This is a genomic window from Candidatus Cytomitobacter primus (assembly GCF_008189405.1).
Classification (GTDB): Bacteria; Pseudomonadota; Alphaproteobacteria; order CAJXXZ01; family 1604HC; genus Cytomitobacter; species Cytomitobacter primus.
Genome location: NZ_CP043316.1, coordinates 247919 through 272291, shown reverse-complemented (window position 1 = coordinate 272291; position 24373 = coordinate 247919). Strand labels below are relative to the sequence as shown.

The 24373-nt window shown below is 27.8% G+C and carries 25 protein-coding genes and 1 tRNA gene; 13 read left to right on the top strand and 13 right to left on the bottom strand.

Going from position 1 to position 24373, the window contains the following annotated elements; translation table 11 throughout:
• Positions 1-41 precede the first annotated feature (41 nt).
• From FZC34_RS01210 to ftsZ, 11 genes are all read left to right on the top strand, one after another.
• Positions 42-1169, top strand: a complete 1128-nt coding sequence (locus tag FZC34_RS01210; RefSeq protein WP_148971641.1) for a phage major capsid protein — start codon at positions 42-44, stop codon at positions 1167-1169.
• An 11-nt stretch (positions 1170-1180) separates the two neighbouring features.
• A complete protein-coding gene (locus FZC34_RS01205) occupies positions 1181-1711 on the top strand; it encodes a phage head-tail connector protein (protein ID WP_148971640.1) in 531 nt (176 codons plus the stop codon).
• Complete coding sequence (locus FZC34_RS01200) at positions 1711-2109, top strand: hypothetical protein (protein WP_148971639.1); 399 nt, start codon at positions 1711-1713, stop codon at positions 2107-2109. Before FZC34_RS01205 ends, FZC34_RS01200 begins: the two co-directional genes overlap by 1 nt.
• A gap of 3 nt (positions 2110-2112) precedes the next feature.
• The gene (locus FZC34_RS01195) at positions 2113-2466 is read left to right on the top strand and encodes a hypothetical protein (RefSeq protein ID WP_148971638.1); all 354 of its coding nucleotides are present in this window, start codon (positions 2113-2115) and stop codon (positions 2464-2466) included.
• Positions 2444-2908 carry a hypothetical protein gene (locus FZC34_RS01190; protein WP_148971637.1) on the top strand — a complete coding sequence of 155 codons (465 nt, stop codon included), beginning with the start codon at positions 2444-2446 and terminating at the stop codon, positions 2906-2908. Before FZC34_RS01195 ends, FZC34_RS01190 begins: the two co-directional genes overlap by 23 nt.
• Positions 2905-4407, top strand: coding sequence for a hypothetical protein (locus FZC34_RS01185; protein ID WP_148971636.1), 1503 nt, complete (start codon positions 2905-2907; stop codon positions 4405-4407). Before FZC34_RS01190 ends, FZC34_RS01185 begins: the two co-directional genes overlap by 4 nt.
• A 73-nt stretch (positions 4408-4480) precedes the next feature.
• A complete protein-coding gene (locus tag FZC34_RS01180) occupies positions 4481-4975 on the top strand; it encodes a hypothetical protein (RefSeq protein WP_148971635.1) in 495 nt (164 codons plus the stop codon).
• 316 nt (positions 4976-5291) lie between these two features.
• Positions 5292-6428 carry an aspartate kinase gene (locus tag FZC34_RS01175; protein WP_187440063.1) on the top strand — a complete coding sequence of 379 codons (1137 nt, stop codon included), beginning with the start codon at positions 5292-5294 and terminating at the stop codon, positions 6426-6428.
• Positions 6429-6508: 80 nt separating this feature from the next.
• Positions 6509-7648 carry a succinyl-diaminopimelate desuccinylase gene (dapE, locus tag FZC34_RS01170; protein ID WP_148971633.1) on the top strand — a complete coding sequence of 380 codons (1140 nt, stop codon included), beginning with the start codon at positions 6509-6511 and terminating at the stop codon, positions 7646-7648.
• Positions 7649-7926: 278 nt separating this feature from the next.
• Positions 7927-9099, top strand: coding sequence for a cell division protein FtsA (locus FZC34_RS01165; RefSeq protein WP_148971632.1), 1173 nt, complete (start codon positions 7927-7929; stop codon positions 9097-9099).
• Positions 9099-10418 (top strand): cell division protein FtsZ, encoded by a 1320-nt coding sequence (gene ftsZ / locus FZC34_RS01160; RefSeq protein ID WP_187440062.1) that lies wholly within the window; start codon positions 9099-9101, stop codon positions 10416-10418. Before FZC34_RS01165 ends, ftsZ begins: the two co-directional genes overlap by 1 nt.
• Before the next feature lie 777 nt (positions 10419-11195).
• On the opposite strand, the gene FZC34_RS01155 is transcribed toward ftsZ, so the two are convergent.
• From FZC34_RS01155 to FZC34_RS01140, 4 genes are read right to left on the bottom strand one after another with little or no spacing between them, the layout of a single operon-like run.
• Positions 11196-11684 carry a hypothetical protein gene (locus tag FZC34_RS01155; protein WP_148971630.1) on the bottom strand — a complete coding sequence of 163 codons (489 nt, stop codon included), beginning with the start codon at positions 11682-11684 and terminating at the stop codon, positions 11196-11198.
• Positions 11675-12115, bottom strand: a complete 441-nt coding sequence (locus tag FZC34_RS01150; RefSeq protein WP_148971629.1) for a F0F1 ATP synthase subunit B family protein — start codon at positions 12113-12115, stop codon at positions 11675-11677. Before FZC34_RS01150 ends, FZC34_RS01155 begins: the two co-directional genes overlap by 10 nt.
• Positions 12116-12122: 7 nt before the next feature.
• Positions 12123-12338 carry a F0F1 ATP synthase subunit C gene (locus FZC34_RS01145; protein WP_148971628.1) on the bottom strand — a complete coding sequence of 72 codons (216 nt, stop codon included), beginning with the start codon at positions 12336-12338 and terminating at the stop codon, positions 12123-12125.
• A gap of 2 nt (positions 12339-12340) precedes the next feature.
• Positions 12341-13060, bottom strand: coding sequence for a F0F1 ATP synthase subunit A (locus FZC34_RS01140; RefSeq protein ID WP_148971627.1), 720 nt, complete (start codon positions 13058-13060; stop codon positions 12341-12343).
• 100 nt (positions 13061-13160) lie between these two features.
• Between FZC34_RS01140 and FZC34_RS01135 the strand changes: the two genes are divergently transcribed.
• Positions 13161-13234: transfer RNA gene (locus FZC34_RS01135), tRNA-Arg, on the top strand.
• Between the two features lie 249 nt (positions 13235-13483).
• On the opposite strand, the gene FZC34_RS01130 is transcribed toward FZC34_RS01135, so the two are convergent.
• The 6 genes from FZC34_RS01130 to FZC34_RS01105 all read right to left on the bottom strand — a co-directional run bounded on the left by FZC34_RS01130 (position 13484) and on the right by FZC34_RS01105 (position 19953).
• A complete protein-coding gene (locus tag FZC34_RS01130; RefSeq protein WP_148971626.1) occupies positions 13484-14443 on the bottom strand; it encodes a ParB/RepB/Spo0J family partition protein in 960 nt (319 codons plus the stop codon).
• A gap of 62 nt (positions 14444-14505) precedes the next feature.
• A complete protein-coding gene (locus FZC34_RS01125; RefSeq protein WP_148971625.1) occupies positions 14506-15279 on the bottom strand; it encodes a ParA family protein in 774 nt (257 codons plus the stop codon).
• The gene (locus FZC34_RS01120; RefSeq protein WP_281284193.1) at positions 15266-15838 is read right to left on the bottom strand and encodes a 16S rRNA (guanine(527)-N(7))-methyltransferase RsmG; all 573 of its coding nucleotides are present in this window, start codon (positions 15836-15838) and stop codon (positions 15266-15268) included. Before FZC34_RS01120 ends, FZC34_RS01125 begins: the two co-directional genes overlap by 14 nt.
• A gap of 96 nt (positions 15839-15934) precedes the next feature.
• Positions 15935-16501: a DedA family protein gene (locus FZC34_RS01115; protein WP_148971623.1), complete on the bottom strand. Its 567-nt coding sequence runs from the start codon at positions 16499-16501 to the stop codon at positions 15935-15937.
• Positions 16502-16735: 234 nt separating this feature from the next.
• The gene (locus FZC34_RS01110) at positions 16736-18202 is read right to left on the bottom strand and encodes an exodeoxyribonuclease VII large subunit (protein ID WP_148971622.1); all 1467 of its coding nucleotides are present in this window, start codon (positions 18200-18202) and stop codon (positions 16736-16738) included.
• The gene (locus FZC34_RS01105; RefSeq protein WP_148971621.1) at positions 18199-19953 is read right to left on the bottom strand and encodes a ribonuclease E/G; all 1755 of its coding nucleotides are present in this window, start codon (positions 19951-19953) and stop codon (positions 18199-18201) included. Before FZC34_RS01105 ends, FZC34_RS01110 begins: the two co-directional genes overlap by 4 nt.
• 57 nt (positions 19954-20010) lie before the next feature.
• Between FZC34_RS01105 and FZC34_RS01100 the strand changes: the two genes are divergently transcribed.
• Positions 20011-21531 (top strand): Mur ligase family protein, encoded by a 1521-nt coding sequence (locus FZC34_RS01100; protein WP_148971620.1) that lies wholly within the window; start codon positions 20011-20013, stop codon positions 21529-21531.
• A 160-nt stretch (positions 21532-21691) separates the two neighbouring features.
• Here the strand turns inward: FZC34_RS01100 and FZC34_RS01095 are convergent, their stop codons facing one another.
• From FZC34_RS01095 to FZC34_RS01085, 3 genes are all read right to left on the bottom strand, one after another.
• The gene (locus FZC34_RS01095; protein ID WP_148971619.1) at positions 21692-23080 is read right to left on the bottom strand and encodes a hypothetical protein; all 1389 of its coding nucleotides are present in this window, start codon (positions 23078-23080) and stop codon (positions 21692-21694) included.
• Positions 23081-23199: 119 nt separating this feature from the next.
• Entirely contained in the window at positions 23200-23568 is a 369-nt protein-coding gene (locus FZC34_RS01090) for a hypothetical protein (protein ID WP_148971618.1), read from the bottom strand.
• A gap of 115 nt (positions 23569-23683) precedes the next feature.
• Positions 23684-24277 (bottom strand): ribonuclease HII, encoded by a 594-nt coding sequence (locus FZC34_RS01085; protein ID WP_281284194.1) that lies wholly within the window; start codon positions 24275-24277, stop codon positions 23684-23686.
• Between the last annotated feature and the right edge of the window lie 96 nt (positions 24278-24373).

Below are 24373 nucleotides of genomic sequence, written 5' to 3'. Positions count from 1 at the left end.
TTTACATTAAGTTTATTGTTTAAAAGAAAAAAGGAAAAAAAATGAACACAATCAATACAAACGATCAGAACTTTCAAGATGCTTTGAATGTTTTAGGGAAATCTTTTCATGAATATAAAAACAATTCAGCAAAAACAGAAGAGCAAATCAAAGACAATCAACACAAAATCAAGGAAGAACTATCAGAATTGAAAAATAATATGAAAAAGCACGTTAATCTAGAGATAAAATCTATAAATGAAACACACCCAAGCACATGGGGGAATAATAATTCAAATGTAGTAAATCAATTTGGAGATTATGTACGCACAGGAAAATCTACAGAAACTAAAAGTGCAAATCAAGAGGATATGGGAGGGTATGTATGCATACCAAATCTAAACCAATACTTATTAGAGCAAACTAGCTACTTATCTCCAGTAAGAGCATTTTCATCAACTTATAAAGTATCTAAAGGCAATTCATTTGAGTTAATGTTTATGGATTCATTTAACGTTCAGGAACAAAGCATTGACCATGAATATGATAATGAAAACTCAACTACTGTATCATTTCAAAAACACCTCATTGAAATGCATGCAATCGAAGCATGTGCAAATATCACACAAGATATGATGTGCCAACCAAGACCATTGAATTTTAATGAATTTGTAATCGCAAAAGTTGCAAATGATATTTCTAAAAAAGAAAGGCAATTATTTGTAGATGGTGTGGAAAATAAAATTGATAGTATTATTCCATCAGATGACAAATACATTGTGAGAGGTAAATTTGGATATGAAGCAGCAATGCAAATGGTCAGTAAGCTTCCAGAAGAATTGCATGATAATGCAAAGTGGTTAATGACTAGAAGTATGTACAATGAATTTCTAAAACTCAATGATAATGCTGGAAGGCCACTTATTAGGATAGACTCTAATCATCATTCTTTCTTGAATTACCCAATTCATTTTATGCCAGAATTAGAAGGAAAAGAGTGCAAACTGATTTTCTGTAACCTAAACAGCGGTTATGCAATTGCAGAGCATGAGCATTTGTTTGCATTACATGATAAATACAGCAGGAAACCATTAATTCAAAATTATGTTAGAAAACATATTGGATCTAAAGTAATTAGACCTGATGCATTTGTAGGGTTTATAGATTCAAAAGAATCTGGAAAAGAATAAGAGTAAATTAAATGTCTTACTCTTTACAATTACAGAAAGAAAGCTCTGAATTACCTGTAGATTTAGATTTGATTAGAAAGCATTTCAATATTCCTCCACAACAGAATGATGAATATATTGAGAAAATCTTAAGAATAGCAATTAGTCAAGCTGAAACATATACGGATAGGTCAATTGTGCAAAAAACATGGTGTTATATTAATAAACAAATCAAAGTTTATTTGCCAAAATCTCCCATCACAAACATTATTTCTGTTGAAACATGCAATAGTAATAGCAGTAATTTCAGAGCGACTAAATTTTTTGATCAAATAATACACACTGATTATCGAACTATCATATTAGATAAAAGGTTTCTAAATAAAAAAATTAGAATTACATATGATGCAGGTTTTACAAAAGAAACATTACCTCAATCTATATTGCAATATATATTCCAGCAATTTGATGTAATATATAGTGGCACAACTGTAATTGAAGATCAAATCAAATATAATAGTGTATTGTTAAATTCATATAAAAGCATGAGTAATAAATTTTAATGAATACTAATAATCGCTCCAAAAAATGGAGCTATATTATGCAAGGTAATGTGCCACGGTTAAGAGAAATAATTGAGCCAATCAAGATAAGTGAAATGTTTTTACATGGAAAATATGTACAATCAGAGCATAAAAAAGAACCAATATGGTGTCACGTAATACCATTAAACTTACACCAAAAGCAAAAAGGGTTAATACATAATTTTTTTGGCATTGTTTGCAATATTAATGTAGAAATATTTGATATAGGTGTATGGAATAATAAATATATTAAAATCAATTCTTCATTACAACCAATTAATAAGAGATATGGATATTTTTTTGCAAAAGAAATTACTCAAACCACACTATTAAATACTGAAAATATACACATCACAAACAATAATCAAGGAATATAAAACATGAATCAAAACATACAAACATACAATCAAATTATTATTAATATTGCTCAAAGTATATTTCCATCATCATATATAGGATTAGAAAATCATAGTGCACAAAATGCTCTAAACATTGAAATATCTGATTATGCTGAAGATTATGAAGAAATATCTATAAGTTATCATGCAACATTACGCAAATTTAAAATCAACAATACATATTATGAAGACTTTCTTAAATTACAAAGCGCAATATGCAAAATAAAAGGATGCCAATATTGTAATATTGATATAAAAAAATCAACTATACAATTTAAAATCATTGCTAAAAAACTACCAACAAAGGATATATATGAAGCTAAGTTTAAAATATAAAAATGACCAAAGTGGTAAAAGCCTTCTCACAAATAACTGTTACCAAACTTTAGAAATCAATAACCTGATTAGAAGAAGTGCAAATGGAGAAGCAATCATACAATATGGTACTGGATTAAAATACAAATCTACTATATATGGAACAGGGTATACCCCATATATTAAAATGCATGAAATATTATGTTTAGAATGTGAAACCAGAATATACCAAAGCGTCAGAAAAGATGAAACAATACATGTTGAGCATAAAATTGTACCTAATTCTCTGTTTTTCCAACCAACTGAAGGAGAAATAATTCCATTTAGCCTCATAAATCACATTCACCAATTAGAAGATGGAGAAATAAGCTATAGGCCATTATTAGAAGTAGTAGCAACAAACCTAACATTTGAAACAAAAAACTTAAATTCAGTTTGGCAATTACAGTTGGAAGAAGTATGAAGATAACTTTTCTTGGGATTAAAAATGAAACTAATCTTCACAGCATAAGTAACCATACAGCACAAGAAAGTACGTTTCAAATTAAATCTATCAAAATATCACAAAATGTAAATAATAAATCTCAAGCAGTTATTATTATATATATACGCAATATTGAAGAAATAAACTTATTAAGATACTGCCATCTTATATATAAAAACAATATCATATTTATTGGGAAAATTCTGAATAAAAAAATCACTGAAAACTGTGTAATATTTACTGCTATATCAGAGCCTAATCAGGACAAAATAAAAAAAGAATTTGAATTAGATCCAATCAACGAGGTTTTCAACCCTGAAAAAAAACCATTAAATGATATATTAAGATTTAATTCTGTAATGCAAGTATTTAACATAAATAAACATAATGATACTAATTATCAAACAAGTGTGGTGAATAATACTATATATACCAAAGAATATATATTACCTAACAAAACACAAACTTCAAAATGTAATATTAATATTCACTGGACTAAATATAAGCCGCAATTTATAGACATAATCAAGTGCATGCCATATATGACTGATCAAATAATGCAAAATATCAGAAATAATTTGCCAAAGAAAAATAATAAAATAGGTAAATATATTGTAGATCAATCAATCGTATTGGCAGATAAAGAAGAATATATATTAAGAACAATAGAGAAAATCAAAAAATCTGAAACGTGGGAAATAAGCACCCATATACAAAATATAAAAAAATTTGATATCCATTTAAAGGGTGATCAATATATTCCACAATATAATAAATGGAAGCAAAATACCTATTATGAACTATATGATAAAGTAAATAAAAACAATGTAGTATATGAATGTATACAAACTCATTATTCTGATAAAAATGGCAATGATGAATATTGGGTTAAACACTACTCACAAATTGCATTGGCAAATAATAATGGATTAAATGATACTTTATTTAATAGTGAAATTGGCCAAAATATATTTAAGCAGCTACTAAAGATCCTTAATTGTTATATCAAAAAAAATGCATATGATTATATGGTATCAGTAACTGGACCTTGGGAATATTGGGCTTTCATCGAAGTTATGGATAAAGTTCAATTTATAGACATAAATAACCAAATGAGATATGCTCACGTTTTCTCTTATGAAAAGATATTTCAATATGATAAGAAAGAAATTAAATTTATATTGTACTTTTCTGAACCTAAGCAGCCTATACAATCTGAAATAAGTGGATATACCATGGATGATAAGCAGTATTTCGCAGAGCAATATATTAATCTAACATCCATAGAGCATTATGAGAATTTTGTTCTACAAAGAAACTATGATCAAAATGAAATTGAATTAGATGCGAACAAAATGAAAGTGCAATATATAAAAAACAACAATCAAGAAACAGGAATACAAATTATAAATACAGCAAATTATAACAAACAAAGTAAAAAATTATGCTTTGAACTATATAGAAAGGAGGGCATATGAGTATTTTAGATACTTTTGATACCATTGAATTAGATGAGCCACAACAATCTGAAATTACGGTCATATTGCTACTATGATCAATATATCAATCAAATTATTTCAATTTATTAGATCTGTTTTTTCATTTATATGGGGATTTTTTTCAAAAAAGCAGACAGGACAAAAATTCTTTTTCTCAACAATATCAGATTTCATGAAATTTATAAAAAATTCAGATAAATCTTCATTCATACATAAATTGACTGGAGAACAGCATGTAAATATAATACTCAAAAAAACTATTGAAAGTATTATGAAAGAAGATATACATCATAAAGATAGGAAAAATGCACGTAAAAGGAATATACTACTACATAAAAAAGAAAAAAGAAGGAAACATTTAATGCTATTCTTAGCATTTTTTGGCCTATCATTCTGCTTGACTATCTTAAGTGTGATTTCTAACTTATCATCTGAAATGATTTGTATTCTTTCAACTGCAGCTGGAATATTTGGATCATGCTTAAAAGATGCATATGTATTTGAATTTGGATCACGCCCTGATAAATCAAACGACTACCATGAATAAATGAACAATCAAACAGTAGTAATATAATATAATTTCATGCAAGTTCATCATATAATCAATATAACTCTACCTAACTTCAATACTACTTCAACTTTCTATCTGATCTAGCAATGCTTATTTAATGTGCAATCATACTTAAACATTAATCATAAATCTCATATATCATATATCATAAATATACTCATTTAATCCATAATAAATTCAATAACTCTCAACAATTCAGCAAATAAAAACCAAAATCATATTTATTTTCATATTTATTTGATTTACCATATAATTATAGGTAATTTAGAAGTACATGCATAAATATATAGTTATGAAATTCGGAGGGTCAACACTATCTGACATTAATAAAATAAATAATTGTGCAAATAAAATTATTTCTAAGTTTAATGATTATTTTCCTATAGTTGTGGTATCAGCTATGGGAGATACAACACAAAATTTATCAAATTTAATATCTAAAATCACATCACAGCCCACTAGTTTAGTTGATAGCGCAAATCCAATCATGTCACAATATAATCAACATGCTAATTCAATAAAATCAACTACTATACAATCTAATATTGCAACAGATCTCATATTATCTACTGGAGAAATGGTTAGTGCTGGAATGCTATCTTTAAGTTTAAATGCTAAAAATTACAAATCACAACCAGTATGTGGATGGCAAATGCCAATGATTACTAACAGCAACCATGGATCTGCTAAAATTGAAAAATTATCAAAAAATTATATAAATTCTTTAATCCAAAACCAAACAATACCAATAATCACTGGATTTCAAGGGGTTTCTCCAGCAAATAATATTACAACTTTAGGTAAAGAAGGGTCCGACCTTACTGCGGTAGCACTTGCAGATCAATTTAATGCTCATTGCTATATTTACAAAAGTGTTGATGGTGTTTTTACATGTGATCCTAACTCAAACCCTGGTCAAAAAATCAATCAACTTAGCTATGATAATATGCAAATTGCATCAGAACATGGAGCACAAGTTATTTATCACCGTGCTGTAAAGTATGCAAAAAAACATAATGTAAAAATATTCATACAATCTGCATTTACTAAAGCAAATGGCACTACTATATCTAACTCACCATCAAATCAAAATATTATTACAAAACAAAGAGCATTTCTCACAATTTTAAATCAAAACAACCCTATACCTAATGGTCATGCATTCATATCTTATGACCAGAAATGGTGCCTTTTCTCAAATCAAAAAGAATTACAAAACTACCTAGAAATATGCGATGCAAAGATACAAAACCCTAAACATATTAAAATCACGTTAATACATCCTCAAAAAATCATAAAAGAAAACTTTATTCAAATTGCAAAAAAATATTCATCAATTTATTCATGTATGGAATCATATTCATGGATCTGCGTACAAAGTAAGCATGTCAAAGACTTAGAGCGTGAGCTTCATATAGGCTTCATATAAACCCACACCAATTCATATATACTGATATAAACATAAAGGCATTATTGCATAACGTATTATTAAGTGTTATTACATAAAATGTGGAAAATACATTACAAATAATAGCACAATTAGTTAAATATCAATCTATAACTCCTTTAGGTTTAGATTGTTTGAGGTATATTGAATCAATGTTAAAATCATTAAACTTTGATACTGAAATTGTAAAATATGGCCCAGTGTATAATATGTTCGCAAAATTGGAGAAGCCTGGACCACATATTTGCTTTGGTGGCCATATTGATACAGTTCCACCTGGAAATCTATGGGCAAATGATCCAAACCAACTAACTAGAAATGGTGATGAAATTTCTGGTTTAGGAATTGTAGATATGAAAGGATCGATAGGCTGCTTCTTATCGATTTTACAAAACCATATAGATGAAATAAACGGAAGTATAAGCTTACTTCTAACTACAGATGAAGAAGGCGATGCAACTGATGGCATAAAACGATATATAGAAGAAGGGAAAATCAAAAATGAGCAAATTGATTTGTTTATATTAGGAGAACCAACCTGTAATTCTATTGCTGGAGATTCTGTCAAAATTGGAAGAAGAGGAAGTGTTACTGCAGTTCTAAGTTTAGAGGGATCAAAGGGTCATATTGCATATCCAGAATTTGCAAATAGTGCAATTAACCCTCTTGAAGACTTAATTAGCGAATTTAACAATAAATCTATTGGAGAATCTAATCAGTATTTTGAAGCCACAAGAGTACAAATAACAAGTATAAACACACCAAATCCTGTAGAAAATGTTATTCCTGGAAGCGTAGAAATTGGTTTTGGAACAAGATTTAATTCAAATTATAAGGGTGAAGATATAATCAAAATATTATCTGAAAAAATTGAAAGAATATGTACAAAATATAAAGTGAAATATTCGATAACATGGAAATTGCATGGAGAGCCATTTATTATTAATGATAAAAACATTATAAATTGGTTAGATAAAAACATTCAAGATATCACAAATAATCCTGTGAACTTTAATGCTTCTGGAGCTACTAGTGATGGTAGATTTTTAACAAAGTTAGGTCCTGTCGTAGAAATAGGGTTAGAAGAGTCTGAAGCTCACCAAACAGGAGAAAAAACCACTATCCAAAATATCATGCAATTAAGGGAAATTTTCAAAAAACTATTATTAAACTTAGATACTTTTCCTAAATTTCAGGTATAAAATCAAACTTAGATGCTTTTTCTAAATTTAAATATAAACTACATGTTAATAATATTAACGATATTAATACAAATAAATGCAGTAATAAAATAGATTTATTATTAACAGTAAAAATACTATCAATTGGTTAGATATGAAAATATTCAACAATAAAACTATAAAGTAATTTTACCCTCTATATACTATACTCTACATATATTTTAAATTTTATAACATTTTATAACATTTTATAATAGATTGCTTAATTTCATTGATTAATCATGCTATAATTCAGGAAAATGTATAGGTTTATTTTAAAGATTTCAGATGAAAATATTATAGGGTGCGTTGTTAATGAATTGAACAAAAAAATAGCAACCAATACAATAGATCTAAATGGGTTTAGCAATGGAAACATTAGTGACTTTTATAAGTTTCAAAAATGCATATATGATTTAGTTAAAAATTTAGAACATAATATTAAAGTAAAATTAAAAGATACTGTTATACTATTACCATCAGAACAAATACAAATCACTTATTTTTCTACTAAAATCAAAATGAAATCAGCATTCTCAAAAGAACATATGCAAAAAATGATACATCAATTATATAAAATCTGTGAAAAAAATGAACTTTATCTGATAAAATATTTCCCATGTACAATCAAACTAGATAATCAAAAACTAGATAATCCTATAGGAATGTATGGGAAAATTTGCGAAATAACATGGTCTACTTTCTATATTCCAACCAATATGATTAAAAATTTCAACACTATATTTTCTAATTTATACTTAAAAGTCATTGATTATAGTATACATGATTATGAATTAATAGATTCTATATTAGATTTTGATGAAAAGAAATTAGGTTCAACCATAATTAATATTAAGAATGATCATACTATGGTATTTTCTATAAAGAACAATATACCAATTCAAATTTTAAATATACCAAATGGATATAATAATATAGATCATGAGATGGCAATCAAACTTAATATTACTATTAGTCAAGCTAAAAGTTTAAGACAAAAATATTGCAGTGGTATTTTAAATGAAGATGATAAAAATCACCATATTAAACTATATAAGCGAACTGAATCAGAAAACACAATTTCACAATACGAAATAAATCAAAAAACATTACCATCTATTAAAAAATTAATTTCTAATTTAAAGAATCAGCTTGAAAATAAGGTTGATGAAAATAATAGGTTGTTTTTCATAGGTGAATTTGCAGAAATATCAAGTATAGAAGTTTTATTGAAAAAGTACTTTCAACAGAATATTTATCTATTTAATAATTCTAATATTACTAATTTAAACATGCGTAGTATTCAATCATACATAAACAAGACACAAACACAGAAAAAGAATCCAAATCATTCTTATAAATTTTATCATTATATTTTACTTGGGTTAAAAAAAATTTATGATATGATTAAGAAGTGGTTAATGGAGAAATGATGAAAAAAAATATGAACCTTAGAATTGTTGTGTTAGGGGTTGGTGGAGCAGGGTGTAATGCTGTCAACAATATGATCCAAAACAAATCTGCTAAAGATTCTGTAAAGCAACAATTAAATAATATGCTTAGCGCTAAAGATGAATCTATCAAAGATAGTGATTTATCTGGTATAGCATCAAAAGATTTGAATGAGTCTTTCGACATTGAATTTGCTGTATGCAATACTGATATTCAAGCATTAAATGAATCACCATGTGCAAAAAAGATACAACTTGGAGTAAAATCTGCTCAAGGATTAGGAGCTGGATCAAAGCCTGAATGTGGTAAAAAAGCTGCAGAGGAAAGCTTAGATTCTGTGATGGAATTTTTAGATGGTACAAATATGGTTATAATTACTGCTGGAATGGGTGGTGGAACTGGAACTGGGGCAGCACCAATAATTGCAGAAGCGACTAAAGCAGCTGGCATACTAACCCTTGCAGTGGTTACCAAACCATTTGATTTCGAAGGATCTTTCAGAATAAAAACTGCGGAAAAAGGTATTGAAGAGCTTCAAAGCAATGTTGATACATTAGTAATAGTTGCAAACCAAAATCTACATAGCATTACAACAGGGAACACTCCATTTATGGATGCTTTTGGAATTGCAGATAAATTCTTAGCTGACTGTATTGGTAGTGTAGTGAATATCATTAAAAATCCTGGATTAATTAATGTGGATTTTGCTGACTTATCAACTGTTATAAAAGATAGAAGAAATAAAGCTATGATGGGAAGTGGCATTGCATCTGGAGAAAATAAAGGAGCAAAAGCTGCAGCTACTGCAATGTCTAACTTACTATTAGATTTCGGAGATTTTTCTTGGAAGAATGTAGATCATGTATTAGTTTGTATTACAGGTGGTATTAACTTAAGTATGGATGATGTTTCTGATGCAACACAAAAAATAAATGAAGAAATTTCAAGTGATGCACATATTATTCTTGGAGCAACATTCGAAAATGATATGGATGATGCGATTAGGATATTTATTTTTGGTACAAGTAAAAAAAATGAATATGAAATCAAAAGTGAAAATATAAAATTCAGCAATGAAAATGTCAATGTACATTATCAAGATTCTCTTTTTGTTGGATCACAACATAACTTGAATGAGCCAAACAATGAATTTAAACCTACATATACCAAAGAAGACACTCAACAACAAAATACAAAACAAAAGAGTATATGGTCAAAAATATGGTCAAAAAAAGAAACAAAAGATGATGAAATATCAGTAAAAAATGAAAAGGCTCCAGATTTTTTACAAGATAAATAATAGTATTCCCATTAATTATCTGTATATTTATTCATTTTATAATCCTTCTATTAAGCATTATGTATTTTAATACTTTATATTAAATGTACTCTTCATATTTTTTTCTTATAAAGCAATATAGTGGTTTAAATTGCTTATCATTTTTCTCATAAGAAATTATTTATAAGTTCTATTGCAGTACATGATTTTTTTATCAATGTTAATAGTTTAAAAAAAACAAAAACTTACTTCAATGGTTTGTTACAAAAGTATGAAAATGAAAGTTAGGAAAAATCTCACCTACCAATCTACAAGATATTATAGTAACTAATCATGGAAGCAATAATTAAATATCAAACATAGTAAAAATTATATAACCAATAACAAACTATCATTGCATTAGATCAAAACAGCTTAAGACTTAATACTATTATTATACAAAAAAATATCTTTATAGTCACTTAATTGTTAGGTGCACTTCAAATTATGCTATTCTATAAATCATATAATGGCTAGAATACACTTCACTTTCACTGCAGATAAAATTAGGAATAAACTCATATATTAAATAATTGCTATCTTATAAATGCAATTAAACAACATATATTAATAAAATATGTATTAATTAAACTAATAATATAAATGTTTATTAAAATATCAAATTGGAAGTGATATTTTAATATAAAATAATAAAAGCGCAAGCGCATCGTTCATCTAAACATATTAACAAAGTGATTGATCAAAACTATTTATTGAAATTGTAAAACATAAATATTTAAGCTTTATATTATAATACATTCATGCTTTTTTATTAAATAATAAATATTTCATATCAATTCTGCATAAGTTATGTAGAATTTCCTCTGAATGTTTTGCAGAGTTCTTTATTTGTTTTTCTATTTCTGAATATAGCATATCAATAGATAGCTTTTGAATCTTTAATTCATATTTTTGAGTTGCATTTTCAACATCTGAAAACAATATATTTTCCCTATCTGCAATCATCATATCATACTTATCTGTCAGCTGTTTTTCATATGCGTTTAGTTTTTTTTCCATATTTTTCTCAAAATTCTCATATTCTTTTTCCATATATAATTGATCTAAATGCAAATCTTTATAAATTACAGATTTTTCATGAATTTGAAACTCTAAATCACTCATCTGGTTTACAATTGCATTTTTATATTCAGAAATAAATCGCATAATATGAGGAAAAGCAAATTTTTTAAAGATGACTCCCGCTATTATAAAAGATATTAATTCATATAAAAATTTTACTGACATATTTTTTGAACTACTTTCAATGCAATTTTAGCAATCTCTGGCTTTAATTGATTTGTAAATTCAACTCCCCATTTATCTAAATCATCAGTATGCTTCTTCATTCTGATTTCATTTTCTATATTTCTGCTTTTTATAATTTCTTTATATTTGGTATCAAATTCATTGCTAATTTTCACTAAGTTTTCATCAATTAAAGTGTCCATTTTATACTGGTACTTTTTGATAATATTCTGACTCACAGTGATATCATCGTTCAACTCTTCAATTTTATTTTGTAAATCTTTAATATGAGAATTCCTTTTTATCATAGAGTTCATTATTGATGGTACAAAAAACATATACATCAAAACAATTAATACAGAAAAACTAATAGAAACCCAAAATATTTGACTAACAAACCAATATATATCTATTTGAGGGATTAGCGCCATAATATCCTCAAGTAGAAACTATAAGTATAGCTATAATAAAAGATAATAATGCCAAAGATTCTAACAAACCAGCACCAACAAAAGCTAGAGTACTCATGCTATCTTTAGCTACAGGATTATTACTTATTGCTGAAAATAAAGATGAAAAAAGTCTAGACAACCCTAATGAAACACCTATTAATGGCAACAAAGCTATTGCTGCTGCAAACATTTTAACACTCATAATTAGTGTAAGTATAAAACATCTTTTAAAGAAATACAAGAAAGCAGCACAAAAATATATGCCTGAAAAATTGCAATTGCAAGCTCAAAAAGCAATATTGCTGAATACCCTAAAATAGGAATAAATTTAATCAATCCTAGTGTGACTGAATAATGCAAAATCACTTTTAAAACTATATGCCCTGCAATCATATTCACGCATAAACGTAACGCCATTACAACTGGCTTCACAAAAAACAATGCAAATTCAATTAAGAATATTAATGGCACAATTGCTGTTGGAATTCCTTTTGGTGTGAAAAGTGTGAAAAGCCTCAACCCATGCTTCCTAAACCCAACAATAATAGACAGTAAAAACACATATAGTGCTAACATAAATGTTGTCATAAGATGACTAGTAAATGTAAATGAATTTGGTAGCAATCCAAATAAATTCCCTAAAATTATAAATATAAATAAAGACATAAAAAATGGCACATATGCTTTAGCTTCTTTTTTTAAGTATTGCTCAACTAATGAAGATATAAAATTATATATCATTTCAGTGAAAATTTGAAAATAATTTGGAATTAAATTTAACTTATTTCTATTAAATGAGAAAACAACACTTGATGCTAAAAGTGCAAACAACATGAATAATGCAGAATTTGTAAAAGATACATCTAACCCAAATACTTTGATTGGAATAATGGGCTTGATTATAAATTGATTTAATAAATCCATAATTACATTATATACAAATGGGGGTAAATTTAAATAAGAAGATTAATCAAACATACTATGCATAGTATTTATGGCAAATTTATGATATTTAAGTATATGTGTGCCCGTAGCTCAGCAGGACAGAGCGCAGGACTCCTAATCTTGAGGCCGTGGGTTCAAATCCCTCCGGGCACGCAGACAAGAATTTCAAAAAACTAAATATCATAGGAGGGATTAAGACTATGAATGAAATGAATAGTTAAAACCCTCCGGGCACGCAGACAAGAATTTCAAAAAACTAAATATCATAGGAAGCTACCAAATCAAAACATATAAAATATATTTAAGTATAAATAGTGAAGCTGATGAATTAAAATAAATATATGTCATACCTGACAAAGATAAATTATTATACTACATATACCTCTATATGAATTTGAGATTTTATGATTTTTTGCTTAGCCTGCTAAAAATACTCAGCAATTCATCAAGTTCAATATCATTATTGAAGTGTATGATTAAATCACCATCTTTCCCATTTTTAGTAATATTGACATTAAATCCTATATTTTGAGATAAATTTTCTGCTATCCAAGAATATTCTGACTCATTTACATTGGAAGGTATTACATTCTTCTCTTGGGCAGATTTGCTTTTTGAAGAATGTTGAGAATCACCATTATCTCCCCCTATTATTTTCACTCCCTTTATCGATTTTGTTATAGATTTTTGAATTATATGCTTTCTTTTTGATTCAATATCTTTAACTGAGCCTTTTTCTTCTACAATACGATTTGCATCTTGAATTATTTGATCATAATCAATATTTTTGCTACTATCTATATTTTTTTGTAATAATGCTTTTCCATGTCCAATTGTCAGATCTCCATTTATGATTAAACTTTGCACTTCTATAGGAAGCTTCAATAATCTTAATAAATTCGCAATATGACTTCTACTTTTTCCTACTTTTTTAGATATTTCTTCTTGTGTCAAATTATATTCTTCCATAAATCGCTTATACGCATTTGCTTCCTCAACACCATTCAATTGATCACGTTGAATATTCTCCAAAATATTAGCATTTAGAATTTTTTCTTTCTCCCAATTTACTATTCTAGCTGGTATAACATTCAATCCAGCAATTTTAGATGCACGAAACCTTCTTTCTCCTGATATAATTTTGAATTTTCCATTCTCTTTATAAACAGTAATTGGCTGCAATACACCATTTGCTTTAATTGTTTCTGCTAACTCTTCAATTTTTCTTTGATTAAAATGCACTCTAGTCTGCATTTCACTTGCTTCTATTTGGGTGATATCAATTTCCTGAAAATCTTCTAATGAATTACTTTTCTTTTTTAATAATGATTCTAAACCTTTCCCCATACGTAATTTGTTCATTTGGTTTCCTCAGATTTTGTACTTTCAACTCTATTCATTTTAATTCTCCAGGTACATTCATTTTATCTCTCTAAAAATTCCTTTGCCAATTGCAAATATGCTTGAGATCCTGAGCAATTTATATCATACATTATAACAGGTTTCCCAAATGATGGAGCTTCCGATAATCGTACATTTCTTGGGATAATCGTATCATATAAATAATCTCCGAAATGCTCTTTCACATCTTTCAAAACATTATTAGCTAAAATATTTCTTTTATCGAACATAGTCATCAGAATTCCTTCAATTTTCAAGTCTTTATTTAATTGACTTTGTACAGCATGAATAGTTTCTAATAGCTGAGCTATACCTTCCAATGAATAAAATTCACATTGCACAGGAATAATCAAAGAATTTGATGCTACAAATGCATTTAGTGTAATCATATTCAATGCTGGTGGACAATCAATAAAAATATAATCATAATTATCTTTGATATTTTCAAGTGAATGTTTGAGAATATATTCTCTATTCTCTGTATTAGCTAACTCTATATCTAATGCAGATAAATTCTTACTACTTGGAATACAATACAAATTTGGAATAAATGTTTCAATGTGATTTGGGGCAAATTCTTCAGAATGCTTAACACTTCCAACTAAAAGATCATAACTATTATTATCACTATCTTTATCTACGCTTAAAGCTGTAGTTGCATTGCCTTGCGCATCCATATCAATCAACAATACTTTTTTACCAAGCGCTGCTAAAGCAGTTGATAAATTCACGCATGTAGTCGTTTTTCCAACTCCACCTTTTTGATTTGTTACTGATAAAATTTTAACTTCTGACATTTTCAATTCTTACAATTGTCCCTTGCATATACCTTTTGCATATATTATAGTCAAATTTCCATCCATTTGCTAATGCAAAATCAATTTCTTCTTGAACACTATCAGATTTGATAAACAATCCTTTTTTATTTCTTCGCCATAATTTTGATGTAGCGCTCAAGCACTTCTCTAATGGACCAAATCCTTTTGCTATAATCCATGTTTCTCTAACTGAGCGTAAGTTCCTAATTGAATGTGGAATTACTTCAAGCTCTAAATTTAGATCATTCACTAATTCATTCAGAAATACAACTTTCTTCTTATGAGAATCAACTAAAATACCTTTAGCTCCCATTATACTTAAAACTGCTCCAGGAAATCCATTACCAGACCCAACATCAACTATTGTTGGATCATCTTTAATAAAAGGCCATAAATATGCGCAATCTAAAATATGTGTATCGAGATCTGCTAAAGCTTTATCGCTAACCAAATGTAATTTATCATGCCATTTATGCAACATGTCTTTATAATAATCTAATTTTTTTATTTGTTCCGGATTGAAAAATTCATTTAACACAATATAACGCTAACATTTACTTACAAATATCAAAAGGCATTCTTAAAATTAGTATGAAAAACAGCAAAAAAGATTAATACACCCTATGCAAAACAATCAATTATTAATATGATTTTTTCGTAATATATAACTAGAAATACATTTAGAAATCAGAATTAAAATAATAATCAGAGCAGTACCAGAAATCATCAGATATTTCAAATTAAAATCTAATGTTTTAGTAAATGATCCAATCAGGTAACCAATGGCACAACTTACAACTGCCCAAATCAAAGAGGCTATCACATTTAAAATCATATATTTTCTTGGGTCAATTTTAATAATGCCAATTAATATAGGGCTTATAATCCTAATACCATAAATAAATCTAAAGGATAGAATATAAGCATTTTGGTATTTGATTGCAATGGGCTTTAACTTATGGAATAGTTTTCTGCTTACTTTCCATTTTTCTAAAAATCCAGGACCAATGTAATATCCGAAATTATATAAAAGTTGGTCTGCAATACATGTACCTATGAATGAGAGAATACAAATCTTATAAAATGAGAGAATTCCATGAGCTGATAACATTCCTGCTGTCAACACAATAGACTCACCTTCAATCATAGATCCAAACAACACTATCCAATACCCATAACTATGCACTAATTCTAAAAACATTAATTTTATTATAATATACAAATGCTAATTGTTGATATATTAATAGTAAATTTTATGTTTTGCCAGATCAGTATAACAGTTTTTAAACTATTTTCACTATTACTGTTTAGAGATTTTCACCATATATTGCTTAATCATATCAATTCATCAACTTAATCAATTGGGTCAGCATACATTAAAGTATAAATATATGTTTTCTACTTCAATTATTATTAGGATGCATTTCTACTATATTTAACTGTTATATATTTTTTGTACTAATAATGATCCATCCTGAAATTCAACTTCAAATTTCTCTGGAGCATCTGCTTTGTACTTTATCAATTTCCCATCTATAGTAGCTCTACAAAAACCTCTTTTCAATGTATCTTCATATGATATATTTTTCATTGTATCAATTAGTTTATGCATTTGATTCTTTTTTTCTATCATGAATTGCTTATACTTCTCATTAATTCTATTTAACCTATATATTAAATCTTGCTGTAATGGTTGTATATTTAATTTACATTTTTCTACAGAATTAATTATATTATGTTTTTCATTCCAATATTTGCTATATGCATAATCTTTTCTCATAATTTGCGATTGCAAACTCTGCTTAATAGGTAAAATAATTTCCTTTGGTGATTTTATTTTGAGATTTACAAGCTTATTCTTAAATCTGTTTTCTATGTAAAACAATGTAGACCCTTTGATTTTAGAGTCATAATTATTTAATTTTGTACATAATTCTTTACGATCAGGAAAAGCTAGTTCTATAGCAGCAGTAGGGGTAGGGGCTCTACATGATGATGCATAATCAGACAAAGTAGTATCAGTTTCATGCCCAATTGCTGTGATTAATGGAATTTTTGTATGTGCAATGACACGTACTAATTCCTCATCTTGAAATCCCCATAGATCTTCAAAGCTTCCACCACCTCTTGCAACAATAATCAAATCAACTTTATGATTTTTTTGATTACGCTGATCATCAAATTTACTAATTTCAATTTCTTGAATATTTTTCTTATTTTCTTGAATATCTTTTTCAACATTTTCAGTATTATTTTCAACAGCATTATCACTCTCCATTTTTTGCTCTATTTCTTGTATTTTATACTCATTTTTGCATTCATTTGCAAATGAATTAAAATAATTTATAGCGGAAACTACACTTGAAGCCGTACCTGCCCCTTGTACAGAGACAGGATAAAATAATATTTCACATGGATATCTATCTCGTAATCTATGTAGCATATCATGTAAAACTGCACCGACTGGAGATGTGATTATTCCAATTTTTCTTGGATATTTTGGTAATTTTAATTTTCGAGCTGGATCAAATAATCCTTCTTTTTGTAATGCTAATTTACGCTTTTCTAAAACCTGTGAATCTCCAATATGCTCAATTGATAAAACTATAACTTGATATTTTGATCTACCTGGATAACTTGATATCCTACCACAGCAAATAATTTCCATATCATGCTGCGGCTCAAAAGGTAACTTGACATTTGCCCAAGCCACACAATCTATCACTGCATCTTCTTCTTTTAATGAAAAATATAAATGATTCATACGTTTTGGCTGACTAATCTGACCTTTGATATAAATTTTACTATAAGAAGATTCTAACATTTTCTTAATTGAGATTGATAAAGACTTTACACCAAAAGTAGGGTGACTGCTGATAGATTTGCCAATAGACTCATTCATAGATATCCAACTACTTTCCCATCGACACTAATAGGATTGATATTAGTAAATGATTTATTTAATTCTATATTATAACATGATGAATCATGAATTTTCATTCTTAAACGAATATCTTTTTCATAATCAAAATCAGAACTTTTACCTTTTACATATTGCGTAGATTGATTATCATTTGCTAAATTCTCTGATATATATTTGTTTTCTGATGCATGCTTATTTTCTTCTACATATTTATCTTCTGATTTATACCTAGTATACGGAGTTTTGTAATTACTTGTTTTAATATCTTCAGCTTCGCTTGGCAATTTGAATATTCCATCATGAGTTTGTTGTTTAATATTATCAATCATATGCTCATGCAATATATTATCTTGTTCATAAAAAATACATGGTACATTATTCTGTACAAATTCGAATTGCACTACTTTATTATATTCATTCTCCATATTGTATAGCATGTCTCTTTTATGGTTCAAAATATAATATGCTAGGTTTGAATCACACTTGATCATTACCTTTTCCACATAATCTTCTTTAATTAAATGTGCAACTTGTCTTAAAACAAATGATGACCAGACTGAATCTTTTTTAACAAACCCAATACCTTCACAGTGCAAACACTTCCTGTGCATTGATATAAAACTATTCCTACGTAACTGTTGTCGTGAGATAGTAAACAAGCAAAATCTATCTAATTCTCCTAAATTATACTTAGCTTTATCATTTTCCATGTTTTTTGCAATTTTTTTTGTGACTAATTCCATATATTCTTTTTGGTACATATCAATAAAATCAATTACGATCAAACCACCAATATCTCGTAATTGCAATTGTTTTGTGATTTCTACTGCTGCTTCCATATTAGTTAGCAAAGCTGTTTTATCGATAGAGCTTTCCTTTTTACAAACTCCAGAGTTAACATCTATAGAAGTCAACGCTTCAGTATGCTGTATAATTATATAACCACCTGATGGCAGATTCACTCTTTCACAAAAAATAGACTCAATTTGGTTTTCAATATTATGAAATTTAAAAATTGATTCTATTTCATTATGTTTATTTGCATATTCTGACATATATTGTGGAATATTACCCTGAATATCTCCTTCAACATATATCTGTGTATCTGGTTTATAGTAATCTGTAATTATTTTTTCTATCATCGAAGGAGCTTTCAATATAAGACGAACTGTTTTTTCTTTCGCAGCATTAGTGATATATTCCATTGTTTGGTTAATGTTTTTAATATCATTTTCAACCTGACTATATTCTTTATTCATTACTGAATGACGGAAAATAATGTGACTATCAATATGAGAATCTAATCTTTCATACCATGATTTAATCAATTCTCTATCTGTTTTTGCAGATATTTTCTTAGAAACAGAGCACCCTTTATTTTGATTCATCAAACCAACCATCAACATACTTTTAATTTCAATAAAAGTAGTTAACATTGCACCTTTATTTTCTTTTTCATCTTTAACAATTTGTACAATTATATATTGCCCTTTAATTAAATTTTCTTTTGATGCTGAGAAAGACAAAAATCCATTTTTATTACCACCATAATTTATAAAATAAGCTTGTAATGAATTTTCCACATGATCTACAATCCCTAAATATACATTTCTGACAATTGATTCATTCTCATTAGACTCAAAAAAGAAGTTTACTAACCGCTCATTTTCTGTAATTGCTATTTGTATGTTAGATTCATCTTTAGAATCTATTAGCATTAATTTATTCACTTACCTAGATTGTATTACTTTGATTTTAAACATTCAACTCTATACAATATATACAATATGAAGAATCTATGGAAAACAGATGGATTACCTAGCAATGATATCAAAAAAGCACATATGATAGGTGTTGCAGGACTTGGGATGCAGTCACTTAAAACCTGGCTTGATACTAAAAATTATCAAATCACAGGGACTGATGATTATCAACATAAATCATGGATGCTCAAATCAGATCAAATGCCAATTGATACTGATTGTATAATTGTGTCATCCGTCATCAAACCAAATCACCCACAATGTTTATGGGCAATTCAGAATAACATTCCAATTTTCCATAGAGCATCATTTGCAAAGTATTTATTGTCTAAAGAATCAATTTGCATATCTGGATCTCATGGGAAAACTACAACTTCAGGATTAACTACATGGATTCTATATAATGCAAATTTAAATCCATCATTTATGTTGGGAGATCAAATACAAAACCTCAAATCTTCTGCACAATATAATGCTCATGATATCTCTATGCATAACAAAGATTTTCAGCATATTTCTAAACAGAACGGAGATTCTGAATATAATAACAAAGCAAATCATAAACCACAAAATATATGTGTAATTGAATCAGATGAATCAGATGGTTCTATGCAAAAATTGACAGGCAAAACTAATATCATTACAAATATTGATGAAGATCACATGGATTACTATAAAGATCGTAGTAATTTATTATGCTCATTTCAGAATTTTGCTGATCAATGTGAAAAATGCATATGCCATATAAATGTGAAAAATGCTCTTAATATTCCAAATGCGATAACATATTCTATTCAAAATGATACTAGCAACCCTATAAATGCTCAGCACCATACTATAGGTTCGAATTTACATGGTTCAGATATATATGCAGAAAACATTAAATTCCATAAAAATGGCATGCTATTTGATGTAAAAGGATTAATTAATATGAAGGATGTTTTTTTAAACATACCTGGAATATATAATATAGAAAATGCATTAGCAGCTATAGCTGTAATTATTCAGTATAATATCTCTGAAGAAACTTTACGAACAAGCTTATCAACTTTTAAAGGGATGAAAAAACGAATTGAAACACACAAACATAACGATATAGATTTTATCTTAGACTATGCACACCATCCTCATTCTCTCAAACTTTTACTTCAAACATTATCAAACCAGAAGTATAACAATATATATTGTATAATCGAAATACATAAATATAGTAGGTTAAAAAAGGACTTTGATAATTTTGTAAAACATATCAGTACAATGAAACATGTCGCTTTGCTACCTGTGCATAATGTCAACGAATATGAAGATAGTGATTTATTTGAAAATTTCTATCAATCTATCAAACGACACCAATCTGCTGAGCAAAACATTAAACTGCACCAAAACTTTCAGATTTCCACATACAATACATCTTGTATAAAAGTAAAATCAATACAAGATATTCAGCAATTCATACAAAGTGCACAAAAAAGTGATGCAGTACTATTTATTGGTGCTGGATCTGTATGTAAGTTATATTATGACTTAGTAAATATTCTTAATTAATACATGTGAACATATTTATTTATATACCACAAACCTCAACCTAATTCAAAATTTCAATTTTACTATATAGGTATGATTATTTAGAAATTAGTACTACTTAATATTTAAAAGATAAAGAAGATTTAGAGATTCTATTTGAAATGCTATTATTTAAAACTATTTAGTTTTTGAAAGTATCATTTTGGAAATCATGAAATACTTTCACTTTCAAGAATACAGATAATACTGCTTTCCACTTATTTGAATCTTTTAATGAATTAAACTTAACACCTTTTATATTCTTTAGACCCTTTATATCCTTTATATTAAGCTTTAATAACCTTTTCATCAATTCTTCATTTGCAAATGCTTTATTATTGAATTTCACAAACTCTGCTTTAGTTCCAATAACAAAATTTCTCACAGGAACTGCAAATCCAGCTGTAAAAATATCTGATTTTGCATGAATCACTTTAGAATCTTGTGTCCATTCAGTTTTTCTATTTCCATGCATATATGATGCGTATAGCTCTACATTTTTCAATGGACCGGAAGGAACTGTAAAAGACACAGTAGGGGATACAACATACCCACCATTTGCAGCATTTGTATCTCTATTAAATTGCGCATCTTTTATAGTATTTGCAAAATCAACATCATATGATTTAATATTTCTATTTAATACAATTCCGTAATTCAAACCAAATCCAAAGTTTTTATACATCATATTATTACCAATTGATAAACCTTGTACATTATTAAACTTAACTTGCTTAGATTCATTACGCTTTGAATGTGCAAAAGTCATAGAAGTGCAGCTTTGCAAATTCCCAACTTTATTATTAAATTTCAATCCAAAGCCAAGGTGATTTTTCATTTCTGTAAATACATCTGAAACTTCTTGGATAGATTGTGATCCTTTATTCGGAACAGTAGGGGTATAGCTCACACCAAAAATAATGTTTGAATTTTTATTGATGATTCTTTTTGCTTTAAACATTCCTTTTATAGCTTTTCCACTATTTGTATCAATTCTAGCACTTGTCATAACTCCAGGTATGAACAACTGATCTGCCATACTGTACATACTTGATGTTCTACGTACGATTCCATAACTCAAAGTTTCTAGTTTTTTATCAGCTCCATAAGAATATCCAGCTCTAAATGATAGCTTTAATTTCATTGGTTTAAAGTAATTTTTCAAATAAATACTAGCTTGATCAACTTCAAAATTACCTGGATTCGCTTTAATCGCAAATTGAACACCAGTTTTTGCTGTACCTCTTACTTGTTGTAAAGTAATACCTAATTTCGCACTTGCAAGCTTTGCATTATTGAATGGAGTTAAGTTTTTTACTTTTACATCAGAATCAGTAACTTTGAATTCATTATTATTAAGAACCCATGATTCTTTTTCTTGCTTATCATAAACATGATTAGATAAGATTTCCATACTTCCTGTAAAGTTAAAAGGTGCCTTACCTCTATATTCATAATCATACTCATCTGAAGTGTAATTTGAATCTTTAGCATTCAACGACGCTGCAATTATTAATAAATAAAATAACATATACTAAGAATATATGAAATTTCATCAATTTTATAGAAATTGATTTTAAATAGTAAATATAATATAATTTTGGATTGTGTATATACTAAATATATAAAAATGAGTATCCCAAATTCTGCTCAATCTAAGCTTGTTAAACTTGGCAAAATATGTGATTTTTTTTGTAAAAATCTAAATCTTCTTTTTCTATTATAATCACGATTGTAAGAATGGTCTATTATTGTAGTTTGTTTGTTTTCTAAAACATCAATCTCTTGCTTTAATACAATGATTTGTTGTTTTATCTTTGTTAATTCCAACAGATCTGAAATTCCTCTCATATTATTTTCTAATTCATTTTTGTGCACAACTAATTTTCTCAGTTTTTTATGTTTATTATTGATTTTATTTTGAATATTAACTAAATGAGCCTTTTCTCCATGATTTAATTTTGCATCTATAGAGCTAAAAGCAAAAAGTGATACAAACATGCATATTATTTTTTTCATTATGTATTATGCACATACAACACTCAATATATACTTAATATTTCTATATTTATATTTCCTCAATACACAAAGAATAATGAACAACATATAAAATGATTACTGTATACATAATGCATTAAATATATTTTTGTAATGGTTTATAGCTTTTTCTATGATGTTTAGTGACTCCATATGCTGCAATTGCATCTCGATGTTTGATTGTGCCATATCCAACATTAGAATTCCATGAATATTCTTTATATATTTTATGTAATTCACACATATATGCATCTCTAGTTTCTTTAGCAATAATTGATGCATATGATATCATCAAGTTATTTTTATCTCCATTAATGATACTTTTTACATTATGCTCTGTTTTAGGAATATATTTACCATCTATAACAATATCTAATAATCTTTCACCAAAAAGATTTGTTTGTACATTTAACTTATACCTACTTAACAATATGCTCCAAGATTGCACTATGGCCTTATCAGTAGCTACACGTAATCCAAATTTATCTATATCAACAGCATGTAACCATGCAATCGCAAACATATGTTTTTGTTTAATCACATGTAATAGTTTATACCTTGCATTTTTAGTTAGAGACTTAGAATCTCTTATAGAATCTTTAATTTGTGCATTTGCTACTTCTTGAGATAGAACACTACAAACCACTACAGGTCCAGCCCAAGCACCGTAGCCTACCTCATCGGTATATATACAATATTTCTTAATACATTACCTTCCTAACTTTTCTTGCGCTCTTTAAATGGTTTGTTTGGCCTATATGGTCTATACAACCTATTTAAAAATCTA